Below are 17,675 nucleotides of genomic sequence, written 5' to 3'. Positions count from 1 at the left end.
GTCGTGGCAGGGGCGGAAACGACACCGGGGGAAACACCGGCACGAACCGGTCGTACGGCCCGAACGGAAACAACGGGCGAATCAGACAACACCCCCGGGGCCGCCGCGCCCCTCGCCTCCGGTGCCGATCCGGACGGCAGCTGCGGGCCGTCCCCGGCACCGCGAAGTCCCGCTCAGCGCCACTCAGCACCGCGAAGTCCCGCTCGGCTCCGCTCAACCCGGGCCGGCGGCCGCTCCGGGCAGCCCCGCCAGATAGGCGTCCAGCAGCGCCACCTGCCGCTCGGGCGGGAACTCCGCCGGGGCGAACAGCGCCTGCACCACGAGCCCCAGCGCGAAGGCCTGCGCCCCCGCGGCGAGCTGCTCGGCGGCCACGCCGTCCGGCAGCTCCCCCAGCCGCTGCGCGGCGGCCACCGACTCGGCCAGCAGCGCCCGCGCCCGCCCGTAGCGGGCCGCGTGCGCGGCGGCCAGCTCCGGGTCGGCCAGCGCGACGTCCCAGGAGCCGACCCAGATCCGGTTGCCGGCCGTGCCGGCCCCGTCCAGCGGAAGGATGTCGAGCAGAGCCGCCCGCAGCCTGGGCAGTCCGGCGGGCGGCGGCGGGCTGCCGTCCGCCGGGGCGGTCCGGCGCGGCCGCTGCTGGGAACGCCGGTCCAGTACGTCGAGGGCGTGTGCCACGAGCGCCCGCTTGTTGGGGAAGTAGTGCGTCAACAAACCGGTGGAGGCGCCCATTTCGGAGGCCACCGCACGCAGCGTCAGCCCCTCGAAGCCGCGCGAGGAGAGCACCCGCCAGACCGCCTCGGAGACGTCCTCGCGGCGGGCTTCATGGTCTCCCCGGGCTGGTGTCATAAGCGGTATGGTACCTACCAAACGTTTGTTATGCATGCCGGAACGGCCGGGCCGCGCCCCGCTCCCACACCCGGCCCCGCCCGAAAGGCCCGCCGATGTTCGCCGTCCCGCTCGCCGACCGTGCCGAACTGCGCCCTCTGGAACCGTGGCAGGCCACCGAGTTCCTGACCCACATGGACCGCGCCCGCGACCACATGAACCCGTGGATCACCTGGGCCCACCGCTCCACCGACCTGGCGTCGGCCCGCGCCACCCTGCAGGGCTACGCCGACCGGCAGGCCGCCGACGCCGGCCGGCTCTACGGCATCTGGCTGGACGGCACGCTGGTCGGCGGCACGATGTTCGTCTCCTTCGACGCCGTCGCCGGGGTCGCCGAGATCGGCGTCTGGACGGAGCCCGCCGGCGAGGGCCGGGGCCTGGTGGGCGCCGCCGTCCGCCACCTGGTCGACTACGCGTTCACCACCCGCGGCCTGCACCGCCTGGAGTGGCACACCAGCCCGACCAACCTCCGCAGCCGCTCGCTCGCGCAGCGGCTGGGCATGCGGCTGGACGGTGTCATGCGGGAGTCGTACCTGGTCAACGGCGTCCACCAGGACTCCGAGATCTGGTCGCTGCTCGCCCACGAGTGGCAGCCGACCGGCTGACGGCGGCGCACGGCGCGGGGCCCGGTGGACGGTCGTCCACCGGGCCCCGCGCCGCACCACTCCCGCGCCGCACCACTCCCACCCCGTACCGCTCCCGCTCAGGCGGCCAGTGCCTGCCCCTGCGCCGCCGGCTCGGGCACCGGGCGCGGGCGCAGCCGCAGGGCCAGGACGAGGACCAGCGCCATCACCCCGGCCGCCGAGAGGAACACCACGTCCACCGCGCCGATGAAGCTGTGCACCGCGTGCGTCCTGGCGGCGCCGGTCAGCCGGCCCACCGCACCGAGCGCGGTACCGGGCTCGCCGCTGTCGAAGACCCGGGCCAGCACGGTACCGAAGAGCGCGGCGCCCAGCGCGCTGCCGAGCGTCTGGAAGAACCGGACACCGGTGGTGGCGACACCCAGCTGGTGGGCCGGGGCGGCCTCCTGGACGACGGTGATGAGGCGGCCGATCAACTGGCCGAGGCCGAGGCCCAGCAGGACGAGCTCGGCCCGCACCAGCCAGAGCGAGGTCTCCGGGCCGCTCAGCCCGAGCAGCAGCAGGGCGACCGTGGCGCAGGCGGCGCCGGAGGCCAGGATCGCCCGGACCGACCAGCCCCGTGCGGCGAACCGGTTGGCCGCGAGACCGACCGCCGTCATGCCGAGCGCCATCGGGATCAGATAGAGGCTGGCGGAGGTCGCGGCGACCCCGCGGGCCACCTGCAGGTACAGCATCACGTACATGATCGCGCCCATCAGGCCCATTCCGACCAGCCCCTGCACCGCGAAGCCGATCCGGATCTCCGGGATGCGGAACAGCGAGAGCGGCAGGACCGGCTCGGCGGCGGTGGCCTGGCGCCACAGGAAGAGGCCGAGGGCCGCGAGGGTGGCGGCGGCCAGACCGAGGATCTCCGGCGACGTCCAGGCGTAGGTCTTGCCGCCCCACTCGGTCACCAGCAGTAGCCCGGTGGCGAACGCGGCCGCCAGGGCGGCGCCCGGGAAGTCCAGGCCGCGCCGGCCGGCCGAACGCGGAAGCTTGAGCACGAGCGCGGAGCCGACCAGGACGAGCAGGCCGAGCGGCAGGTTGATGTAGAAGATCCAGCGCCAGTCGAGGTGGTCCGCCAGGAGCGCGCCGATCAGCGGGCCCACGGCCATGCCCGCGCCGCCCACGATGCCGCCGACGCCGCCACCGCCGCCCTTGGCGTCGTCCGGGTCCTTGAGCTGCGCCATCACCACCATCGTCACGCTCATCAGCCCGCCGCCGCCGATGCCCTGGACCGCCCGGAAGGCGATCAGCTCGGTCATCGACTGGGCCGCTCCGCAGAGCGCCGAGCCGAGCAGGAAGACGCCGACCGCCCCCAGCAGTGCCCGCTTGGCACCGTAGAGGTCGCAGAGCTTGCCGTAGAGCGGCAGCAGCGCCGTCGCCGCCAGGGCGAAGGCACTCACCAGCCAGGGCAGTCGGTCGACGCCGTGGACGGGGTCGAGGTCCTGGACGATCGGCACGGTGGCGGCCGACACGATGTTCATGTCGAGCACCGCCAGGACGATCGTGATCAGGCAGAGCAGCATGCCCAGCTTGCGCTGGGGCTCCGTCATCAGAGCTGCTGCCGGCGCGGTGGCGGCCATGGGAAGTCCCCCCGGGGATCGCGGAATTCGGGCATTCGGCTACGGACCGGACCGCACCGGACAGGTGCGGCTCGGCGGCACGCCCTCACCATGGCAGGTATTTTTGACCCGGTCAATTGTTTGCTGGAGTCAATGGTTCGCCGCAGTCCATCATTAAGCCCGGTCAATCTTTGATCCTGGTACAGTCATGCCATGGCAGAGCGCAGCACGACCACCGGGCCCGAGGCAGTGGAGGCGGCCGCGGACGCGGCACTGAGCCTGCGCGAGCGCAAGAAGCGCCAGACGGCCCGTCGGATCTGGCACAGCGCGATCGCCCTCTTCGCCGAGCGCGGCTTCGACGAGGTGTCGGTCGCCGAGATCGCCGCCGCGGCCGACGTCTCGAAGATGACCGTCTTCAACTACTTCCCGTCCAAGGAAGACCTGGTCATGAGCCCGATGGAGCGGCACACCGGCGAGGCCGCCGAGGCGGTCCGCGACCGTGCCCCGGGCGTCTCGGCGGTGGCCGCGCTGCGCGCCGGGTTCGCGGCGGGCCTGGAGCGGTTCGACCCGGCCACCGGTCTGAGCGACGACCGCTTCGTGCTCGACGTGATCCGCCTGATCCACCGGACACCGGCACTGACCCTGCGCGCGACCACCGCGTGGGGCCGGGCGGCGAACGAGCTGCTCGCCGCCGAGCTGCTCGCCCAGGACCCGGCCGGCGACCGGCTCCGGGCCCAGGTCGCGGCCGCCCAGCTGATGAGCGTCCGGCTGGCGCTGACCAACGAGAACCACCGCCGGATGCTGGCCGGCGAACGGGCCGCCGACGTGCTGCCGGAGGCCCTGGAGAACGCCCGGCGCAGCTTCGACCTGGCCGAGCACGGCCTCGGCGACTACGGCACCCGGCCCGCCTGACCGTTCGCCGCCCGGCGGCGGACGGTCCGCCCGACAGGGCCGCGGCCGCGCCTGAGAGAGTGTCCGCACCACGAACTCCGGAGGTGCGCATGGACCAGCCGCTGCTCACGCGGGACCGCTCCCCGCTGCCCACCCACGTCGACGGCCTCCACGCCTACACCGGCGAGGACGGCGTCGCGGTGCTGGAGTTCGCCCGGCCGCACCGGCGCAACGCCGTCACCCTGGCGATCTGGCAGGCCCTGCCGAAGGTCCTGCTCCGGCTCGCCGAGCAGCCCGGTCTGCGGGCCCTGCTGGTCACCGGCGCGGGCGGCACCTTCAGCGCCGGCGCGGACATCGCCGAACTGTCCGGGATCTACGCCGACCCGGACCGCGCCGACGACTACCACGCCGTCAACGTCGCGGCCGAGGAGGCGCTGGCGGACTTCCCGCATCCGACCGTCGCGGTGGTGCACGGCGCCTGCGTCGGCGGCGGCTGTCAGCTGGCCGTCGCCTGCGACCTGCGGTTCGTCGCCGAGGACGCCCGGCTGGGCATCACCCCGGCCAAGCTCGGGGTGGTCTACCCGGCGGTGCCGACCCTTCGGCTGGCCCGGCTGGTGGGCCCGTCGCGGGCCAAGTACCTGCTCTTCTCCGGCGAGTTGGTGACCGGCCGGGAGTGCCTCACGCTCGGTCTCGCCGACCGGGTCCTGCCGGGCGCCGAACTCGACGCCGGGGCGCTGGAGTTCGCCCGGCTGCTGACCACCCGCTCGTCGCAGACCATCGGCGCGGTCAAGGCCGCGCTGGCCGTCCCGCCGGAGCGGGCCGCCGAGGCGCTGCACCCCTGGGAGCGCCGCTCCCGGCAGGCCCCGGACGTCCGCGAGGGTCTCGCCGCCTTCCTGGAGGGCCGGCCGCCCCGGTTCTGACCGGCCCGGGCCGGACGGACGCACGGGCGCACCCGCCGGTCGCGCCGCCCGGCCCCGCCGCACTCAGCGGATCGGCATCCCCGAGATCGCCCGGGCGATCACCAGCCGCTGGATCTCGCTGGTGCCCTCGAAGATCGAGTAGATCGCGCTGTCCCGGTGCATCCGCTCGACCGGGTACTCGCGGGTGAAGCCGTTGCCGCCGAGGATCTGCATCGCCTGCGCGGTGACCCACTTGGCGGTCTCGCCCGCGTAGAGCTTGGACATCGAGCCCTCGGCGGCGGTGAACGGCTGGTTGTTCGCCGCCATCCAGGAGGCCCGCCAGACCAGCAGCCGGGCGGCGTCGATCCGGGTCTTCATGTCCGCCAGCTGGAAGGCCACGCCCTGGTTGTCGATGATCGGGCGGCCGAACTGCACCCGGGTCTTCGCGTAGTCCAGCGCCACCTCGTACGCGGCGCGGGCGATGCCGATCGCCTGCGCCCCGACGGCCGGCCGGGAGGCCTCGAAGGTGGCCATCGCCGCGTTGCCCCGGCCGCCGCCGCGCTTGGCCCCCTCGCGGGCCCGGGCCAGCCGCTCGTCCAGCTTCTCCTTGCCACCGAGCAGGCAGTGCCCCGGCAGTCGGACGCCGTCCAGGACCACCTCGGCGGTGTGCGAGGCGCGGATGCCGTGCTTCTTGAACTTCTGGCCCTGGCTCAGCCCGGGCGTGCCCGGCGGCACCACGAAGGACGCCTGGCCGCGCGCTCCGAGCGCCGGGTCGACGGCGGCCACCACCACGTGGACGGCGGCGATCCCGCCGTTGGTCGCCCAGGTCTTGGTGCCGTTCAGCACCCACTCGTCCTTGGCCTCGTCGTAGACGGCCCGGGTGCGCAGCGCGGACACGTCGGAGCCGGCGTCCGGCTCGGAGGAGCAGAAGGCGGCCACCTTGAGGTCGTCCGGGGTGCCGAACATCTGCGGCGCCCAGGTGCCGATCTGCTCGTCGGTGCCGTTGGCGAGCACGGCGACGGCGGCCAGCGTCGTGCCGACGATCGAGAGGCCGATGCCCGCGTCGCCCCAGAACAGCTCCTCCATGGCGATCGGGATGCCGACGCCGGAGGGGTCGAAGTACTGCTGGGCGTAGAAGTCCAGGGAGTAGATCCCCAGCTTGGCGGCCTCCTGGATGACCGGCCAGGGGGTCTCCTCGCGCTCGTCCCACTCGGCCGCGGCGGGGCGCATCACGTCGGCGGCGAAGCCGTGCAGCCAGTCGCGTACGGCGAGCTGGTCCGCACCCGGGTCCAGCGAGAACGTGCTCATGATGCCTCCGGTCGAAGGGGCCCCTCGCCGCCCGGCGGGGCGGCGGACGCAAGGCGGGGCAGTGGGGGTGTCGGACAGGTGTTACCGGGGGTAACATCGCGGGGAGTCTGCTACTCATAGGTAGGAATGTCAACGCCCCGGGGCCGTCGACGCCCCCGCCGGGCAGCTCCGCGGCACGCCTGCCCCGCGCCACGCCCCCGTACGCCCCCGACCGCTCCACCCGACCGCTCCACCCGACCGCCCGCACCGCGCCCGCACCACCCCGCAGCCGCAACCCCCGTCGGCCAGACCCGCCAGGAGACCTCATGCCGCCCTCCGACGCACCCCGCCGGGAGCAGCTGCTCAACGCCGCCGACCGGGTGGTCCAGCGGGAGGGCCCGGGCGCCAGCATGAACGCCATCGCGGCCGAGGCCGGGATCACCAAGCCGATCCTCTACCGCCACTTCGGCGACCGGAACGGCCTGATCCGGGCACTGACCGAACGCCACACCAGCGGCCTGCTGGCCGCCGTACGGGCCGCGCTGAGCGAACCGCTGGAGCGCCGCGACCGCGTCGAGCACGTGCTGGACACCTACCTCGCGGGGATCGAGGCCCGCCCGCAGGTCTACCGGCTGCTCACCCACCCCGAGCCCGGCGACCCGTCCGGCGTCGGCAACGCGCTCGCCCCGGCGCTGCGGCAGATCGCCCAGGAGATCACCCGGGCCGTGCAGAGCCAGGTGGACCTCGGGGCCGACCGGGAACTCCTCGCGGAGGCCTGGGGCCGGGGGATCACCGGCATGGTGCTGGCCGCCGGGGACTGGTGGCTGGAGTCCAGACCGTGCTCGCGCACCCGGATGGTGCAGGCGCTCGCCGACCTCCTCTGGGGCCGGCTGGCCGCCGCCGCCGACCTGCCGACCGCCGCCCTGCCGGCTCCGGCGCAGGACCCGTCGTCGGGCTGAACTCTTGTGCTGTGCATGCCAGTTCGGGCATCATCGGGCCCCGCCCCCCCACGCTCCGCGAGATCCCGCGAGGTACCGATGCGCTTGCGCCGCACCGCCGTTGCCCTCCTACTCGCCGCCACCGCCGGCCTGGCCGCCCCCACCCCCGCCCTGGCCGCGTCGCCGGACGCCTCCCGGTCACCGGCCCCGTTCCGGGCCGGGTTCCCCACCGGCACCGCCACCGCGCCGGACGGCACCACCGACCTCACCGACGCCACCGGCCGCCGGCTGCGGCTCCGCGGCTTCAACCTCGACAAGTACGCCGAGGCCACCGAGCAGGACGTCGCGTCCCTGGCCGCCCAGGGCTTCACCCTGGTCCGGGTGGCCGTCTCCTGGACCAGGCTGGAGCCCGTCCGCGGGCACCTCGACCCGACCGAACTGCACCGCGTGCAGCGGGTGCTGGACTGGGCCGACCGCTACGGCGTGCTGGCCCTGGTCGACTTCCACCAGGACGTCTACGGGCCCAAGTTCGGCGGCGGGGACCGCGGCGTCCCGCTCTGGGCCACCCGCGACGACGGCCTGCCGTTCACCCCGGACCCGGACGACTGGTTCGCCGGCTACTTCCAGCCCGCCGTCCAGGCGGCCTTCCGCCACCTCTACGACGACCCCGACCTGCGCGCCTGGCAGGCCGACTTCTACACCCGGCTGGCCCGCGAACTGCGCGGCCACCGCTCGCTGCTGGGCTACGACCTGTTCAACGAGCCGTTCGGCCCGGTGGACGGCGACCCGACCGACCCGGCCGTGCTCGCCGCCTCCTCCGCCGCCCTCGAAGAGGGCCGGCTCGCCGACATGTACCGCCGGCTGATCCGGGCCGTGCGCCGCGTGGACTCCCGCGCCTGGCTGTTCGTCGAGCCGACGGTACTGGTCGGCCAGGGCGTCCCCACCCGGCTGCCCGGCTTCGGCGACCCGCGCCCCGGCGCGCCCCGGCTCGGCTACGCGCCGCACTTCTACGACACCACGGTCGAGGGCGGCGCCGACTGGGACCCCTCCGGCGGCTTCGTCGAGAACTACACCGCCGCGATCACCGCCTACCCCGCCGCCCACCGCCTGCCGGTCCTGGTGGGCGAGTGGGGGCCGCCGGACGCGCGGACCCCGGGCAACTCCCAGCTGGTCCGCCGCCAGGTCGCCGCCATGGACGGCTTCGCCGCCGGCTGGACGATGTGGTACTGGTGCCGGGGCAACGGCGGCTACTGCGCGTTCGATCCGGCCGGCCGGCCCGCCCCCGGCGACGAGCCGGTCTTCGGCCCCTACCCGGCGGCGGTCGCCGGGACGGCCGTGCGCACCGGCGCCGCGGCGGGCGGGCACCTGGTGCGCTGGAACGCCGACGGCAGCGGCCGGACCACCGACCTGGTGCTGCCCGCCGCCGCCTTCCCGGCCGGTGCGCGGATCACCGTCACGCCGGCGGCCCGGGTCGAGGTCGACCAGCCGGCCGGCGGCCGGGCCGGCACCGCCCGGATCCGCCTGCCGCACACCCGCCCGGGCACCCCGGTCACGGTGACCGTCACGCCCCGCTGAGGCCCGGTGGCCCGCCCCGACCACGAGAACCCGGGACCACGGGACGGGCCACCGCGCGAGGCCCGGCACCGGGCTCCTACCGGGCTCGAACCGGCTCAGGCCAGACCGCGGCGGGCCAGCAGCGGCCCGGTCCGCGGGTCACGCCCGACCACCGCCCGGAAGGAGTCCAGCGGGTCCCGGCTGTCCCCGCGCGCGAGCAGCTCCCGGCGGAACACCTCGCCGCTCTCCCGCACCCCGCGGCCGTTCCCCTCGAACCAGTCCACCGTCTCCGCGTCCAGCACCTCGGACCAGATGTACGCGTAGTACCCCGCGCTGTACCCGCCGGCGAAGATGTGCGAGAAGTACGCCGTCCGGTAGCGCGGCGGGATCGCCGCCACCGCGAGCCCGGCCTTCGCCAGCGCCTGCGCCTCGAACTCCTCGGCGTCCGCGATCTCCTGGCCCGGCGCCACGGTGTGCCAGGCCAGGTCCAGCAGGGCCGCCGCCAGGTACTCCACGGTCCGGAACCCCTGCCCGAAGCCGTCGGCCGCCGCCATCCGCTCGACCAGCTCGGCCGGCAGCGGCTCGCCGGTCACGTGGTGCTTCGCGTAGTTGGCCAGCACCTCGGGCCGGACCATCCACATCTCGTTGACCTGCGAGGGGAACTCCACGAAGTCCCGCGGCACGTCCGTCCCGGCGAAGTACGGGTAGCGCACGTCCGAGAAGAGCCCGTGCAACGCGTGGCCGAACTCGTGGAACAGCGTGCGCACCTCGTCCCAGGAGAGCAGCACCGGCTCGCCCGGGGCCGGGCGGGGCACGTTCAGGTTGTTCATCACCACCGGCCGCCGGCCCAGCAGCCGCGACTGGGTGACCAGTTCGTCCATCCAGGCGCCGCCGCGCTTGGACGCCCGGGCGTGGAAGTCCGCGAGGAAGAGGCCGAGCGAGCCGCCGTCCTCCTCGAACACCTCGAAGACCCGCACGTCCGGGTGGTACGCCGGGAGGTCCGGCCGCTCGGTGAAGGTCACCCCGTAGGCCAGGTTCGCGGCGAAGAAGACCCCGTCGCGCAGCACCCGCTCCAGCTCCAGGTACGGGCGCAGCGCGGCCGCGTCCACCTGGTAGGAGGACTGCCGGACCAGCTCCGAGTAGTACGCCCAGTCGTGCGCGGCGATCTCCTGGACGCCGTCGACGGCCGCCGCCGCGGCCAGCTCGACCGCCTCCCGCCGCGCGTTGGCCACCGCCGGCGGCACCAGCCGGGTCAGCAGCGCGTCGACCGCCTCGACGGTGCCGGCCGTCTCGTCCGCCACCACGTGGGCCGCGTGCGTGTCGTACCCCAGCAGCCGGGCCCGCTCGGCGCGCAGCGCGGACATCCGGATCGCCAGCGGGCCGTTGGCGTCGGCCGCCCGGCCCAGCGAGGCCGCCAGCAGGCGTTCGCGCACCGAGCGGTCGGTGAGGAAGGCCAGCTCGGTCTGGTTGGAGAAGTTCTTCAGGTTCAGCACGTACTTGCCCTCGTGGCCGAGCGCCCGGGCGTTCGCGGCCGCGCCGGCGATCGCGTCCGGCGAGAGCCCGGCCAGTTCGGCCGCGGAGTCCAGCACCAGCGCCCGCGCCTTCGAGTCCGCCGACACGTTGCGGCGGAACGCCGAGGCGCCGGCGGCCAGTTCGGCGTTCAGCCCGCGCAGCCGCCGCTGGTCGGCGGCGCCGAGCCGGGCGCCGGCCCGGACGAAGGCGGTGTGCCGGCGCTCCAGCAGCCGCCGCGACTCCGCGTCCAGGCCGAGCCCGTCCCGTCGCCCGTGCAGCTCCTCGATCCGGGCGAACAGCGCGGCGTCCAGGTGGATCGCGTCCCGGTGGGCCGCCAGCCTCGGGCTGATCTCGGTGTCCAGCCGGTCCACGCCCGGGGTGGTGTCCGAGGAGACCTGGTTGTCGAAGACCGCCCGGACCCGCTTCAGCAGCGCACCCGAGCGCTCCAGCGCGATCAGGGTGTTGTCGAAGGTCGGCGGCTCCGGGTTGGCGGCGATCTCGGCGATCTCGGCGAGCTGCTCGGCCATCCCGCGCTCGAACGCGGGCAGGTAGTGCTCCTCCCGGATCTCGGCGAAAGGAGGCAGTTCGTAGACCAGGGCGCTGGGCTTGAAGAACGGGTTCTCGGTCATTTCGCCGACCCTACGCCGTGGCAACGGCCGGGCACACGCGTCCGGCCCGGCGGGCGGCGCACCGTCGGCGCACGGGCGCACGGATCGGCACGCGCGCCTGCGCCGGTTGTCGTACCCACCGGTTACCGTCGAGGTCCGCAGCCCGTACGCCCGAGAGGAGGAGCCCCCGTGGCACCCCGGATCGCCCTCGTCCCCGACCCGCACGGCCCCGGCGGCCGGCTGCTGCCCCTCGACGACGCCGGGGCCCCGCTCGGGCCGCCCGCCGCCGTGGCGGACCTCGCGGCCGCCGTCGCCGAGCGGGAGGCCGCCGAGCACCCGCGCTGGGTCTGGGCGGCCGCCGACAGCGCCTACGCGCCGCTGCTCCCCCGGCTGCCCGACCGGCTCTCCCGCTGCCACGACCTCCGGCTGACCGAGGCCCTGCTGCTGGCGTACGAGGGCCGGTTCGGCGCGCCCCGCTCGCTCGGCGCCGCCTGGGCCCGGCTGAACGGGCGGCCCGTCCCGGCCGACCTGCCCGAGCCCGGCTCCGCCGACTCCGGGGACGGCCAGGACACCCTGTTCGCCCCCGACCGGCTGCAACTCCCGCCCGGGGCCGACGCGCTGGCCGCCGTGGCGGCCGTCCACGCCGAGCAGCAGCGCCGGCTCGCCGCGATCGCCGAGCCGGGTGACCGCGCCCGGTTCCGGCTGCTGGTCGCCGCCGAGTCGGCCGGCGCGCTGGTGGCCGCCGAGATGGCGCACGACGGCCTGCCCTGGCGCACCGACGTCCACGACCGGCTGCTCACCGAGCTGCTCGGCCCCCGTCCGACCGTCCCCGGCACCCAGCCCAGGCTGCTCGCCGAGCTGGCCGTCGAGCTCCAGGAGGCCCTCGGCGGCCGGCCGTTCAACCCCGACTCGCACAGCCAGGTGCTGCGCGCCTTCGCCGACCGGGGCGTCCAGCTCGGCTCCACCCGCTCCTGGGAGCTGAAGGCGGTGGACCACCCGGCCGCCGCGCTGATGATCCGTTACAAGGAGCTCTCCCGGATCCACGCCGCGCACGGCTGGGCCTGGCAGGACGCCTGGGCCCGCGGCGGCCGGTTCCGCCCCGAGTACGTGGTCGGCGGCGTGGTCTCGGGCCGCTGGGCCAGCCGGGGCGGCGGCGCGCTGCAGATCCCGCGCATCCTGCGCCGCGCCGTGGTGGCCGATCCGGGCTGGCTGCTGGTCGTCGCCGACGCCGCCCAGTTGGAGCCCCGCGTCCTGGCCGCGCTCTCCCAGGACGCCGGCCTGGCCCGCACCGCCGCCGGCGGGGACCTCTACGAGGCACTGGCCGCCTCCGCCTTCCAGGGGGACCGCGACAAGGCCAAGCTCGGTCTGCTCGGCGCCATGTACGGCCAGACCAGCGGGGACATCGGCGTGCTCCTCGCCACCCTGCGCCGGCGCTACCCGGCCGCGATGGGCTACGTCGAGGCGGCCGCCCGGACCGGCGAGGACGGCGGTGTGGTCGCCTCCCGGCTCGGCCGGGCCTGCCCACCGCCCTCGGCCGACTGGCTCGACCTCACCGAGGCGCCGGAGACGGCCGGGGAGGCCGGCGGCCGCTCGGCGAGGGCCCGGGGCCGCTTCACCCGCAACTTCGTGATCCAGGCCAGTGCGGCCGACTGGGCGCTCGCCCTGCTCGCGGCGTTGCGCCGCCGGCTGAACGCGCTGCCCGCCACCGGCCCGGACGACCGGCCGCACCTGGTGTTCTTCCAGCACGACGAGGTGGTGGTGCACACCCCGGCGAACCTCGCCGACGAGGTGGCCGCCGCCGTCGCCGAGTCCGCCGACGAGGCCCGCCGGCTGGTCTTCGGGGACACCCCGGTCCGGTTCCCGCTCACCACCGCCGTGGTGGACTGCTACGCCGACGCCAAGTAGCCGGGGCCGGCCCGCGCGCCCAGGACCGGCCGCGCACCGGCGCCGGCCGCGCAGGCCGCCCGCTACAGCTTGCGGAACGCCCGCGCCTCCTCGGCCGCCGCGGCCACCTCGGTGACGCCCGCCCCGGTGGAGGCCGTCACCGCGGCCGCGACCGCGCCCTCCACGAACGGGGCGTCCACCAGCACCACCCCGGGCCGCGGCTCGTCCTCCAGCAGCGTGACGGCGGTCAGCACCGAGCTGCCGAGGTCGGCCAGCACCACCACGCCCGCTCCGCCGTCCGCCTCCGTGACGGCCCGGGCGATCAGGTCGTAGCTGGTCCCGAGCCCGCCGTCCTCCGTCCCGGCCGCCACCACCACCCGCACCGCACCGGAGGCGAGTTCCGCCAGCAGCTCCCGCAGCCCGGCGGCGAGCTGTGCGCTGTGCGAGACCAGGACGATGCCCACGTAGTCGCTCATACCGCCGACCCTACGACCGCCCCGGCGCTCCGCGGGAGGGGGCCGGCCGGCCCCGCGTGTCGTACCGCGGGCCGCCCGGGGGCGTGTCGCACCCCGTGCCGGGCACCCCCGTCTGGCGTAGCGTCGGGTCAGCACCGTCTGCCGAGGGAGCGAAGCGCTGTGAAGAAGCTGATCAACACCCCGGAGAGCGTCCTGGAGGACGCCCTGGCCGGAATCGCCGCCGCCCACCGGGAGTTGACGGTGGACATCGCGCATCGGGTGATCACCCGCGCGGTCCGCCCGGCGGCGTCGAAGGTCGCCCTGGTCTCCGGCGGCGGCTCCGGCCACGAACCGCTGCACGGCGGGTTCGTCGGCCCGGGGATGCTGGACGCCGCCTGCCCCGGCGAGGTCTTCACCTCCCCGGTGCCGGACCAGATGCTGGCCGCCGCCAAGGCCGTCGACTCCGGCGCCGGGGTGGTCTTCGTCGTCAAGAACTACACCGGCGACGTGATGAACTTCGCGCTGGCCGCCGAGCTCGCCACCGAGGAGGGCATCGAGGTCCGCACGGTGCTGGTCGACGACGACGTCGCGGTCGAGGACTCGACCTGGACGGCCGGCCGCCGGGGCACCGGCGCGACGGTGCTGGTGGAGAAGATCGCCGGCGCGCTGGCCGAGCGCGGCGCCGCGCTGGAGGAGGTCACCGCCATGGGCGCCCGGGTCAACGCGGCCTCCCGGTCGTTCGCGATCGCGCTGACCGCCGCGACCACCCCGGCCGCCGGCAAGCCCGGCTTCGACCTGCCGGAGGACGAGATCGAGGTCGGCGTCGGCATCCACGGCGAGCCCGGCCGCCGCCGCGAGAAGCTCCGTCCGGCCCGTGAGCTCGCCGCCGAGGTGGTGGAGACCGTGCTCGCCGACCACCACCTGAGCGCCGGCGACGAGGTGATCGCCCTGCTGAACGGCCTCGGCGGCACCCCGCTGCTGGAGCTGTACGTCGTCTTCGGCGAGGTCGCCGCCCGGCTCGCCGAGCGCGGCATCACGGTGGCCCGCAGCCTGGTCGGGAACTACGTGACCAGCCTGGACATGGCGGGCTTCTCACTCACCCTGACCAAGGCCGACGCCCGGTTCCTGGAGCTCTGGGACGCCCCGGTGGACACCCCCGCCCTCAAGCGGGCCTGACGGAGGAGGGACGGTCATGGACTTCGACACCGCACTGGCCGAGGCCTGGGTCCGCGCGATCGCGGCCGCGGTCGACGAGGAACAGGGGCGGCTCACCGAGCTGGACTCCGCGATCGGCGACGGCGACCACGGCAGCAACCTGCGGCGCGGCTTCACCGCCGTGCTCACCGCACTGGACTCGCTCGCCCCCGACAGCCCGGGGGCGGTCCTGAGCAAAACGGGCAGCACGCTGATCTCCAAGGTCGGCGGTGCCTCCGGCCCGCTGTACGGCAAGGCCTTCCGCGCGCTGGGCGCCGCACTGCCCGGGCCGGCCGACCCGGTCGCCTTCGGCGAGGCGCTGGCCGAGGGGCTGCGGGCGGTCCAGGCCCTCGGCAAGGCGGAGCCGGGCGACAAGACCATCGTCGACGCCTACACCCCGGCGCTGGCCGCGTACGCCGAGGCGGTGGCGGCCGGCGCCGACCTGCCGCGGGCCGTCGGGGCCGCGGCGGACGCGGCCGAGCAGGGCGCGCTGGCCACCGTGCCGCTCCAGGCCCGCAAGGGCCGCGCCTCCTACCTGGGCCCGCGCAGCGTCGGCCACCAGGACCCGGGCGCCACCTCCACCGCCCTGCTCTTCCGCGCCCTGGCGGAGGTGGTCGGCGCGGAGTAGCCCCGGAGCGGCTCCGGCCCTACCGGTCCGTCCGGGAGATCAGCAGGAGCAGCGCGTCGTCGCGCAGCTCCCCGCCGGTGTGCTCCAGCAGGTCGGCGTAGACCCGGCCGACCGCCGCCTCCAGCTCCGTCGCGGAGCGGGCCGCGCCCCGGACCAGCGGGCCGACCCGCTCCGCCAGCGGGTAGAAGTCGCCGTGCTCGCGGTGCCGGGCCTCGATCACGCCGTCGGTGCAGAGCACCAGCACGTCGTCGGGCCCGAACGGCTGTTCCCAGGTGGTCGGCTCGCCGACGGCCAGCCGGCCCAGCCCGAGCGGCACCCACGGGTCGGGCGCGTGCAGCACGTGCGCGCCGCCGTCGTGGTCCACCCGGATCGGCGGGACATGCCCGTACTGCAGCAGCTGCATCACGCCCGGCACCCGGAACTCGGCGAACAGCGCGGTGGTGAACTCCCCGTCCGGGGCGTGCCGCTCGACGCTGGCCTCGATCCGCGCCGCGACCCCGCGCAGCCCGGCCTCGTCGTAGGCCGCCTCCCGGAACGAGCCGAGCACCACGGCGGCGGTCTGCACCGCGCCGAGCCCCTTGCCGCGGACGTCGCCGACCGCCACCCGGGTGCCGTGCGGGGTCTCCAGCACGGAGTAGAGGTCCCCGCCGATCCGGGAGGCGTCGGCGGCGGACACGTACCGCACGGCCAGGTGCAGCGGACCGACCACCGGTCCGGGCAGCCGCAGCAGCGCGCGCTGGGCGGCCTCCGCGACGGAGCTGACGGCCGCGAAGGCGGCGGCCCGCCGCATGCGGATCTTGGCCACCCAGGCGGAGAACACGGTGAGCAGCAGATAGCTGACCATCGCGCCGTAGAGGAAGCGCTCGTCGTTGACGTTGTCGACCTCGTCGTAGTGGCTGAGGCCGAAGACCGCGAACAGGCCGAGCAGGCAGACCATCAGCAGTTCGAGCGGCCGCAGGGTGAGCGCGGCGATGGTGGGGACGACCGTCATCAGCGGGGCGAGGTAGCGGTCCTTGCCGGAGAACAGGTCGGCCAGCCCGACCAGGACGATCGCGATCAGCGCGGGGCTCGCCCGGCGCCAGAGCGGTACGTCCTGGAGGTCGGCCGCCAGCAGCGCGCCGCGCCGCCGCTCCGGCGGCAGTCCCGTGGCGGTGGGGGCCGCGGGCGATTGGGCTCGGCGGATCGGGAACACCTCTCGAACATAACGGACGCTCATCGTCCGCACCCCCCGGGAGGCGGCCGCCCCGGACGCGCCCGCCGCGCGGCGCGGATTCGGGCGCAGCGTGTCCGGGCGCATACGCTCTGCTGTCGGACCGCGTCCCCGATGCGATCCGCACCACACCACCCCCTTCAGGGAATACCCCGCCGGGGTATGGTGTCATCAAGAGTGGGAGCCCGGGCGCACGCCCGCGGCCGAACAGACCTCCCGGAGGCCCCGATGTCCAGCACCATCACCTACACCGTGACCGGCATGAGCTGCGGCCACTGCGAGAGCTCGGTCAGCAAGGAGCTCACCGCGCTGGCCGGCGTCACCCAGGTGGCGGCCGACGCCAAGGCCGGCACCGTGACGGTCTCCTCCGCCGCCCCGCTCGACGACGACCAGGTCCGCGCGGCCGTCGACGAGGCCGGCTACGAGCTGGTCGGCCGGTCCGTCTGAGCCCCGCGGCGCGGCGGGGGCCGCTCGCCCCGGCCCCCGCCGTACGCCCTCCCCAAGGAGCTGATCAGCATGAGCACCGCCACCCCGGCCACCACCGCCGCCGGCCCGAGCGGCCCGCGTGACCAGGACGGCACCGCCCCGGTACGCGACCGCGTCGAGCTGTCGATCGGCGGGATGACCTGCGCAGCGTGCGCGGCCCGGATCGAGAAGAAGCTCAACCGGATGGAGGGCGTCGAGGCCACGGTCAACTACGCGACCGAGAAGGCCCGGATCGACTTCGGACCGGCGGTGAGCGTCGCCGACCTCATCAGCACCGTCGAGAACACCGGCTACACCGCCGAGCTCCCCGCACCGCCGGCCGTCGAACCGGCCGCCGCGCCCGCCGGGCCGGCCCCCGCGACGGCGGAACCCGCGGCCGACCCGCTGCTGGACCGGCTGCTGATCAGCGCCGTCCTCAGCGTGCCGGTGGTCATGCTGTCGATGATCCCGTCCCTGCAGTTCGCCAACTGGCAGTGGCTGGCCTTCGCCCTCACCGGCCCGGTCGTCGTCTACGGCGGGCTGCCGTTCCACCGGGCCGCCTGGACCAACCTGAAGCACGGCGCCGCGACCATGGACACCCTGGTCTCGCTCGGCACGCTGGCCGCCTTCGGCTGGTCGTGCTGGGCCCTGTTCTGGGGCCGGGCCGGGATGCCGGGCATGCGCCACGAGTTCTCGCTGTCGATCGGCGCCACCGACGCCTCCTCCACCCTGTACCTGGAGACGGCCGCCGCGGTCACCGTGCTGATCCTCTTCGGCCGCTACCTGGAGGCCCGCTCCAAGCGCCGCGCCGGCGCCGCGCTGCACGCCCTGCTCGGGCTGGGTGCCAAGGACGTGGCGGTGCTGCGCGGCGGCGTCGAGGTCCGGCTGCCGGTGGACCGGCTGACCCCCGGGATGCGGTTCGTGGTGCGTCCGGGGGAGAAGATCGCGACGGACGGCACCGTGGTCGAGGGCTCCTCCGCGGTGGACACCTCGATGCTCACCGGCGAGTCCGTCCCGGTCGAGGTCACCGTCGGCGACACCGTCACCGGCGCCACCCTCAACGCCGGCGGCCGCCTCGTCGTC

The 17,675-nt window shown here is 75.3% G+C and carries 16 protein-coding genes; 10 read left to right on the top strand and 6 right to left on the bottom strand.

The window, feature by feature from the left end:
- Positions 1 to 213 precede the first annotated feature (213 nt).
- A complete protein-coding gene (locus ABZ495_RS04705; RefSeq protein ID WP_359834423.1) occupies positions 214 to 843 on the bottom strand; it encodes a TetR/AcrR family transcriptional regulator in 630 nt (209 codons plus the stop codon).
- A gap of 95 nt (positions 844 to 938) precedes the next feature.
- Here ABZ495_RS04705 and ABZ495_RS04700 point away from each other — a divergent pair, with 95 nt between their 5' ends.
- Entirely contained in the window at positions 939 to 1,487 is a 549-nt protein-coding gene (locus tag ABZ495_RS04700; RefSeq protein WP_359810455.1) for a GNAT family protein, read from the top strand.
- Between the two features lie 98 nt (positions 1,488 to 1,585).
- Here ABZ495_RS04700 and ABZ495_RS04695 read toward each other — a convergent pair whose 3' ends face one another.
- Positions 1,586 to 3,058 (bottom strand): MFS transporter, encoded by a 1,473-nt coding sequence (locus ABZ495_RS04695; RefSeq protein WP_359834421.1) that lies wholly within the window; start codon positions 3,056 to 3,058, stop codon positions 1,586 to 1,588.
- Positions 3,059 to 3,280: 222 nt separating this feature from the next.
- Here ABZ495_RS04695 and ABZ495_RS04690 point away from each other — a divergent pair, with 222 nt between their 5' ends.
- Both ABZ495_RS04690 and ABZ495_RS04685 read left to right on the top strand, forming a co-directional pair.
- On the top strand, positions 3,281 to 3,979 hold the full coding sequence (locus ABZ495_RS04690) for a TetR family transcriptional regulator (protein ID WP_359810450.1): 699 nt from the start codon (positions 3,281 to 3,283) through the stop codon (positions 3,977 to 3,979).
- An 89-nt stretch (positions 3,980 to 4,068) separates the two neighbouring features.
- On the top strand, positions 4,069 to 4,878 hold the full coding sequence (locus ABZ495_RS04685; RefSeq protein ID WP_359834419.1) for an enoyl-CoA hydratase/isomerase family protein: 810 nt from the start codon (positions 4,069 to 4,071) through the stop codon (positions 4,876 to 4,878).
- A gap of 63 nt (positions 4,879 to 4,941) precedes the next feature.
- Here the strand turns inward: ABZ495_RS04685 and ABZ495_RS04680 are convergent, their stop codons facing one another.
- On the bottom strand, positions 4,942 to 6,165 hold the full coding sequence (locus ABZ495_RS04680) for an acyl-CoA dehydrogenase family protein (RefSeq protein ID WP_329489917.1): 1,224 nt from the start codon (positions 6,163 to 6,165) through the stop codon (positions 4,942 to 4,944).
- A 305-nt stretch (positions 6,166 to 6,470) separates the two neighbouring features.
- On the opposite strand from ABZ495_RS04680, the gene ABZ495_RS04675 reads away from it, so the two are divergent.
- Positions 6,471 to 7,103 (top strand): TetR family transcriptional regulator, encoded by a 633-nt coding sequence (locus tag ABZ495_RS04675; protein WP_359834417.1) that lies wholly within the window; start codon positions 6,471 to 6,473, stop codon positions 7,101 to 7,103.
- A gap of 78 nt (positions 7,104 to 7,181) precedes the next feature.
- Complete coding sequence (locus ABZ495_RS04670) at positions 7,182 to 8,657, top strand: cellulase family glycosylhydrolase (protein WP_359834415.1); 1,476 nt, start codon at positions 7,182 to 7,184, stop codon at positions 8,655 to 8,657.
- A gap of 95 nt (positions 8,658 to 8,752) precedes the next feature.
- Here ABZ495_RS04670 and ABZ495_RS04665 read toward each other — a convergent pair whose 3' ends face one another.
- Positions 8,753 to 10,777 carry a M3 family metallopeptidase gene (locus ABZ495_RS04665; protein WP_359834413.1) on the bottom strand — a complete coding sequence of 675 codons (2,025 nt, stop codon included), beginning with the start codon at positions 10,775 to 10,777 and terminating at the stop codon, positions 8,753 to 8,755.
- A 168-nt stretch (positions 10,778 to 10,945) separates the two neighbouring features.
- Between ABZ495_RS04665 and ABZ495_RS04660 the strand changes: the two genes are divergently transcribed.
- Entirely contained in the window at positions 10,946 to 12,661 is a 1,716-nt protein-coding gene (locus tag ABZ495_RS04660) for a bifunctional 3'-5' exonuclease/DNA polymerase (RefSeq protein ID WP_359834410.1), read from the top strand.
- 62 nt (positions 12,662 to 12,723) lie between these two features.
- On the opposite strand, the gene dhaM is transcribed toward ABZ495_RS04660, so the two are convergent.
- Complete coding sequence (dhaM, locus tag ABZ495_RS04655) at positions 12,724 to 13,116, bottom strand: dihydroxyacetone kinase phosphoryl donor subunit DhaM (protein ID WP_329489912.1); 393 nt, start codon at positions 13,114 to 13,116, stop codon at positions 12,724 to 12,726.
- Positions 13,117 to 13,275: 159 nt separating this feature from the next.
- Here dhaM and dhaK point away from each other — a divergent pair, with 159 nt between their 5' ends.
- Complete coding sequence (dhaK, locus tag ABZ495_RS04650; protein ID WP_359810432.1) at positions 13,276 to 14,271, top strand: dihydroxyacetone kinase subunit DhaK; 996 nt, start codon at positions 13,276 to 13,278, stop codon at positions 14,269 to 14,271.
- A gap of 16 nt (positions 14,272 to 14,287) precedes the next feature.
- The gene (dhaL, locus tag ABZ495_RS04645) at positions 14,288 to 14,917 is read left to right on the top strand and encodes a dihydroxyacetone kinase subunit DhaL (protein ID WP_359834408.1); all 630 of its coding nucleotides are present in this window, start codon (positions 14,288 to 14,290) and stop codon (positions 14,915 to 14,917) included.
- A gap of 19 nt (positions 14,918 to 14,936) precedes the next feature.
- Here dhaL and ABZ495_RS04640 read toward each other — a convergent pair whose 3' ends face one another.
- A complete protein-coding gene (locus tag ABZ495_RS04640; protein ID WP_359834406.1) occupies positions 14,937 to 16,109 on the bottom strand; it encodes a PP2C family protein-serine/threonine phosphatase in 1,173 nt (390 codons plus the stop codon).
- Between the two features lie 246 nt (positions 16,110 to 16,355).
- Here ABZ495_RS04640 and ABZ495_RS04635 point away from each other — a divergent pair, with 246 nt between their 5' ends.
- Together ABZ495_RS04635 and ABZ495_RS04630 are read left to right on the top strand one after the other, a co-directional pair.
- Positions 16,356 to 16,574, top strand: a complete 219-nt coding sequence (locus tag ABZ495_RS04635) for a cation transporter (RefSeq protein WP_329489908.1) — start codon at positions 16,356 to 16,358, stop codon at positions 16,572 to 16,574.
- Positions 16,575 to 16,643: 69 nt separating this feature from the next.
- A partial coding sequence (locus ABZ495_RS04630; RefSeq protein WP_359834404.1) for a cation transporter occupies positions 16,644 to 17,675 on the top strand: 1,032 nt, incomplete at its 3' end.

This window comes from Kitasatospora sp. NPDC005748 (assembly GCF_040630735.1).
Taxonomy (GTDB): Bacteria; Actinomycetota; Actinomycetes; order Streptomycetales; family Streptomycetaceae; genus Kitasatospora.
This window is presented reverse-complemented; position numbering and strand designations above follow the sequence as displayed.